This window comes from Hydrogenophaga sp., from assembly GCF_035481345.1.
Classification (GTDB): domain Bacteria; phylum Pseudomonadota; class Gammaproteobacteria; order Burkholderiales; family Burkholderiaceae_C; genus Hydrogenophaga.
Genome location: NZ_DATIGV010000059.1, coordinates 1 through 4,871, shown reverse-complemented (window position 1 = coordinate 4,871; position 4,871 = coordinate 1). Strand labels below are relative to the sequence as shown.

Annotated in this window: 9 protein-coding genes; 1 reads left to right on the top strand and 8 read right to left on the bottom strand. The window is 66.5% G+C overall.

The window, feature by feature from the left end; all coding sequences use genetic code 11:
- Nucleotides 1-45: 45 nt before the first annotated feature.
- The 8 genes from VLG41_RS06340 to VLG41_RS06305 form a co-directional block, all read right to left on the bottom strand.
- Nucleotides 46-444, bottom strand: a complete 399-nt coding sequence (locus VLG41_RS06340; protein ID WP_325348547.1) for an ACT domain-containing protein — start codon at nucleotides 442-444, stop codon at nucleotides 46-48.
- Between the two features lie 7 nt (nucleotides 445-451).
- Nucleotides 452-1,159 carry an RES family NAD+ phosphorylase gene (locus VLG41_RS06335; RefSeq protein ID WP_325348546.1) on the bottom strand — a complete coding sequence of 236 codons (708 nt, stop codon included), beginning with the start codon at nucleotides 1,157-1,159 and terminating at the stop codon, nucleotides 452-454.
- Entirely contained in the window at nucleotides 1,156-1,542 is a 387-nt protein-coding gene (locus VLG41_RS06330; RefSeq protein ID WP_325348545.1) for an antitoxin Xre/MbcA/ParS toxin-binding domain-containing protein, read from the bottom strand. The genes VLG41_RS06335 and VLG41_RS06330 overlap by 4 nt, the downstream gene beginning before the upstream one ends.
- A gap of 69 nt (nucleotides 1,543-1,611) precedes the next feature.
- Nucleotides 1,612-2,361 (bottom strand): hypothetical protein, encoded by a 750-nt coding sequence (locus VLG41_RS06325; RefSeq protein WP_325348544.1) that lies wholly within the window; start codon nucleotides 2,359-2,361, stop codon nucleotides 1,612-1,614.
- Nucleotides 2,362-2,520: 159 nt separating this feature from the next.
- A complete protein-coding gene (locus VLG41_RS06320; protein ID WP_325348543.1) occupies nucleotides 2,521-2,952 on the bottom strand; it encodes a DUF1810 domain-containing protein in 432 nt (143 codons plus the stop codon).
- 43 nt (nucleotides 2,953-2,995) lie between these two features.
- On the bottom strand, nucleotides 2,996-3,412 hold the full coding sequence (locus VLG41_RS06315) for a GFA family protein (RefSeq protein ID WP_325348542.1): 417 nt from the start codon (nucleotides 3,410-3,412) through the stop codon (nucleotides 2,996-2,998).
- Between the two features lie 22 nt (nucleotides 3,413-3,434).
- Nucleotides 3,435-3,899 (bottom strand): SRPBCC family protein, encoded by a 465-nt coding sequence (locus VLG41_RS06310; protein WP_414652452.1) that lies wholly within the window; start codon nucleotides 3,897-3,899, stop codon nucleotides 3,435-3,437.
- Nucleotides 3,900-3,901: 2 nt separating this feature from the next.
- Nucleotides 3,902-4,216 (bottom strand): helix-turn-helix domain-containing protein, encoded by a 315-nt coding sequence (locus VLG41_RS06305; RefSeq protein WP_325348540.1) that lies wholly within the window; start codon nucleotides 4,214-4,216, stop codon nucleotides 3,902-3,904.
- A 193-nt stretch (nucleotides 4,217-4,409) separates the two neighbouring features.
- Here VLG41_RS06305 and VLG41_RS06300 point away from each other — a divergent pair.
- On the top strand, nucleotides 4,410-4,871 hold a 462-nt coding region (locus tag VLG41_RS06300), incomplete at its 3' end, for an ESPR-type extended signal peptide-containing protein (RefSeq protein WP_325348539.1).

Below are 4,871 nucleotides of genomic sequence, written 5' to 3'. Positions count from 1 at the left end.
TCTGATGCGCTTCGGCAACACGCCTCGGGCGCGCCGGCGCCCGCGTCAGCCGGATCGGGACAGGTCGCCCAGCACCCGCAGCGCGTCGTCCACCCTGTCCCTGGGCACGAACAGGTGGTCGTGATGAAACGCCGACACCACGTTGCACGCGATGCCTTGTTCCGCCAGCGCGGCGCTGATGCGGGCCAGGAAGCCCACGGCGTCCAGGGCCGAATGCACCGTCAGGCTGAGCAGGCGCGATTCGAACTGGTGGGGCAGCCCCAGCGCCTGCGCCTGCCGCAGCGGCACGATGGCCGTCAGGCCCTCGGCCTCATGGAAGGTGCAGACAGGGGTGAGTGCCGGCGGCAGCTGGCCGTCAGGGAAGCAGCAGAAGACGAAGACCTCGGGGTGGACCGAGGGGGTCATCTGTTGGAGCAGGGTGGGGAGGTGGTGTTCGGCGGGCATGTGTTGCTCAGAAGTCCCATGCCCACCGCTGCGCACCGCGCATGAGCATCACCCGATGCCGCGTGGCCTTGCAGTGCCAGGTCTGCAAGGTTCCATCGAGTCCGCCCGGGGGCTCGCTCAGGCACTGCGGCACCAGGGCCACCGCACACAATTGCCCGGGCGCTCGCACCGATTCGTATCGCAGCCATTGCACGCCCATCGCCTGGGCCGCTTCGGCCAGCGCGTGGGTGGCCGCGTAGTCGCTGTCCTTCGTCCATGCCTCGCGGGCCTGGCGCCAGGGCAGGGCGCTCAGGTCGATGGACAAGCCTTCAAGCAGGCCCTGGAAGAAGCTGTGCTCGGTCAGCAGTTCACGCTCGCGCAGGCCTTCGCTGTCGACGACAAAGCGCCGGCGCCAGTACGCCACTTCGGCGCAGGCCGCGAAGAGGCTTTCGGCCCCATACCACTGTCCTTTGGCATGCGCCGCCCGAAAGCGGCTGGCATGTGCGGGCGCGTAGCGGAAGGGCGTGGCCAGCAGGTAGTGAAGCCCCTGGCCTGCAGGTGGCAGGGACGGCTTGCTGCCTTCCAACAGTTGTTCGAGCAAAGCCTGTTCTTCAGGGTGATCAACCAAGCGCATCGTGGAGACGACGTGCTGGGCCTCGACGCCGCGCCAGGCCAGCACGCTGCGCACGGCGGTCGACCCTTCCGCCTCGAACCATTGATGGCTCCACGCGCTCACGCCGGCGCTCGCATGCCGTCCAGGTAGTTCAGCGTGGCCACCAGGCCTTCCGCCTTTTGAACCAGCTTGATGGGCACGCCGCCCAGGGCGTCGTTGGGTGTGCTCATCCAGACGCGGCGCTTACCGTCGTCCGTGCCCACCAGCGCGTCCAATGACCGGTACACGCGCACCAGAAGAAGGGCCAGTTCGCCTTCCTTGGATTGAGGGTTGAGGGTCTTGTCGCCACGAATCAGCCGCGAGACGCTGGGCTCACTCAGTCCCAATGTGCGACCAAGGTCGGCGCCTGACAGGCCCAGCAGTTGACCGGCGCGCACCGTGGCTTTGGCCAGAACCTGATCGGCTTGCGGAGATTCCGTGGGGGCTGATGCAGCGTGGCGTTTCACGTTGAGTTCTGGCTGGATCTTTCAGGGGAAAGATACTAGCTCAGATCGCCAATAATTTGGTGATTTTGGTCAATGAGCGGGCTCGAGCGTCGCGATCTCGACGGCCTTCGTGCCCGGTTCGGCGTCGCAACGGCAGAACACGAAGATGTACTTGGCACCCACCAGGTAGCCGATCACCGCGTATCGCCCTGGCTCGACGTCGAGCGTGAGCTGCGGTTGGCCACCGTAGTCGGCGCAGCCAATCGTGCGCGAGCCGATCTCGAGCACCGCCATCGCCGTGGCGCCTTGCGACTTTTTCTGCTCCTGACTATCGAGCGACGGCACCGAGCCACTCTTGAGGCGCAGGATCGCCGCGTGACGGCCGTCGCAGCCCGTGCCCGCATACAAAACCTTCCCCGCCCGCGTGTGCGCGATGTCCGGGTCCGATCCCGCCAGTTCGCCCAGGCGCGCGGGATCGCCGAGGCAGAACAACGCGGTCTCGAGAACGACCTTGCCTTTTCTTTCATCCAGGGTCTTTGGCTCTGGCTGATCCCCTTGGAGAGCGGCCTGGATCTTCGCAGTTGCCTTGTAGAACGCCTGTGGAAACGAATGCGCGGCGCTTCCGAACTCCAGCACCGTCAAAAAGCGTTGGAGTGCCGCGGGCTCACGCACGCCCGCTTCGAAAGCGCGAATGGCCGCATGGGCCGCGCCCTTGGAAACCTTGCGAAGACTTTTCATGTCGCCCCGGGCAGCTTCCATGAGCTGTTCGTGGTGATGGAAGACGGTCATCGCTTCCTCGGCCGTCGGCCTGGCTTTGGATTCGAGCTGGTGGATGTTCATGGACGCAGCAAGTTGAATCCGGCAGACAGAAGGGGCGGCAAGGAGTCTGCGGGTCGCGGATCGTAGCGCTGCGTTCCTGTCGTGTGCCCGGGGGTATCGGGGCATGAGCAGCCGCGGATTGCTCGGGCCGGCATGCGCTCGAATGCCGCTAGCGACGTATCAGACGGCGGCCAGCAGACGCAGCGTCTGCGCGTCGGGCTCGCCGCCATAGAAAGTGGTGAGGGCTTTGCTGAAGCACGGCTCATCCAGCGCCACCGCGCCAAACAGCGTCAGGCACGAGCGAAACTTCATCGCATCCACATCGCCCAGCATCTCCACCGCGTCGCGCTCGGGGTGGGTGAGCAGGGCGTTCACGCATTCCACCAGCCGCGGCCCCAGCACGGGGTGGGCGATGTAGTCGATCGCCTCCTGCCGGTCGCGGATGCCGTATTCGCGCGCCATCTGGCTGCGGCCCAGTTCGCGCAATTGCGGCAGCACGTACCAGATCCAGTGCGTGCGTTTCTTGCCAGCCTTCAGTTCGGCCAGGGCCTGCTCATAGTCGCGGGCCTGGGCCTGCAGGAATCGGTCGAGGGTTTGGGTGGACGCATTCATCTCGTGCCTCGGGCTTGGTCTCTGGCCCCGCGTCTGGACGCGATCAACGCGGCGGCATGCGCTCGAACACCCTCAACTTCGGATCGACCACATCCCAAGCCAAGCCGCGCACGCCATAGGTCAGCGCCTGCGGCGCGAAGCGGCCGGGCTCGTCCAGGCTGCCCGCGGGCACGGCGATCAGGTCCGGCATCGCAGCAAAGCGCAGGAAGACCGGCGTGCCGCACACCGGGCAGAAGGAATGCGTCTTCACGTTGCCGCTGTCGGCCTTCACGTCCCAATCGCTGGCCTTGCCGGTGATGGACATGTCCGCGCGCGCGGCGAAGGTGAGCCAGGCGCCGTGGCCGCTGCCGCTGCGCTGCTGGCAGTGGCGGCACTGGCACAGGTTCTGGAACACGGGCGCGTGGGGCGTGGAATAACGAATCGCGCCGCAGGCGCATCCGCCGCTGTAGGGGTGGCTCATGGGGGGCTCCGGTGGGTGGGTTTCAGGCGGCCTTCGGCTGCGCGAAAACGTCGATGCCTTGCCCGGTTTCGAGCAGGGACTTGAGGCTGGAGAGCACGATGGGCCAGCCCTTCTGGATGCCCGTGGCCATGCCGCTGCCCGCCTCCAGCTCGTCGTGCGTGACGGTCAGGCGCACCATGCCGTCGTATTCCGCGATGTCGAAGCTGACGCGGCTGGTGGCGGCGGGGTCGCCGGCCTGCGCCGGGCTCGCCCAGCTGATGACCAGCCGCCTGGGCGGTGCGATCTCGATCACCTGGCCCACCAGCTTCACGTCGCGTTGCTCGTCGGCGCGCACGTGCTGCCAGGGGGATCCGGGCGCCCAGTCGGACACGTTCTCGTGGCCCCAGTAGCGCCGCGCGATCTCCGGGCGGGTGATGGCCTCGAACACCTTGTCCGGTGTGGAGCGGATGTAGGTCACATACACGAAGCTCGTCTTGTCCTTGCTCAAGGTCACTCTCCTTCGAGTTGCTGCTTCAGGTCGTGCAGCAGGCTCAGCCGCTGACGTTCGAACTTGCGCACCCACCGCTCGTAGACCTCGTGCAGCGGCACCGGGTTGACGAAGTGCAGCTTCTCCCGGCCACGCCACACCGTGCTCACCAGGTTGGCCGCCTCGAGCAGCCCGATGTGCTGCGTGGCCGATTGCCGCGTCATGTCCAGGTGCTCACACAGTTGACTGAGCGTCTGCCCGTTGCTCTCCACCAGCAGGTCGAGCAGCTTTCTGCGTGTCGGGTCGGCCAGTGCCTTGAAAACCTTGTCTGCGTCCATCTGACTTGTGAGTGCGTGGGGGGACTATATGCAGGCAAATACCTGCATGTCAAGTCATGACGAATATCTGAGGCGTGCACGAAAACGGCTTGAACTACCGCCTTGGCGGTATGGGCGCTTCCTGCTGCTCCTGATGTGATCGCGCGCGCCGTGCAAGTGGCACGGCGTCATTGATCGCATCAGGGGGAAGAACATGAACCGTCACCGCCACCGCGTGGTGTTCAACGCCGCGCGCGGGCTGCGCATGGTGGTCGCGGACATCGCGCGCTCGATCGGGTCTTCGAGCGACAGCGCCGCTGCCTCCACGGCGCTGCCCATCGTGTCTCCAGCGATGGCGCGCGTGGCGATCGCGTTGGCCGCGGTGTGGTTGCCCGGCGCGAACGCGCAGATCGTGGCCGACCCGACCGCCCCCGGCAACCAGCGCCCCACGGTGCTGACCGCGCCCAACGGCGTGCCGCTGGTCAACATCACCACGCCCAGCGCGGCCGGTGTCTCGCGCAACACCTACCGCCAATTCGACGTTGGCACGCCCGGTGCCATCCTCAACAACAGCCGCACCGCCACGCAGACGCAACTTGGCGGCGGGGTCGCGGGCAACCCCTGGCTCGCCACCGGCCCCGCGCGGGTCATCGTCAACGAGGTCAACTCCAACAAC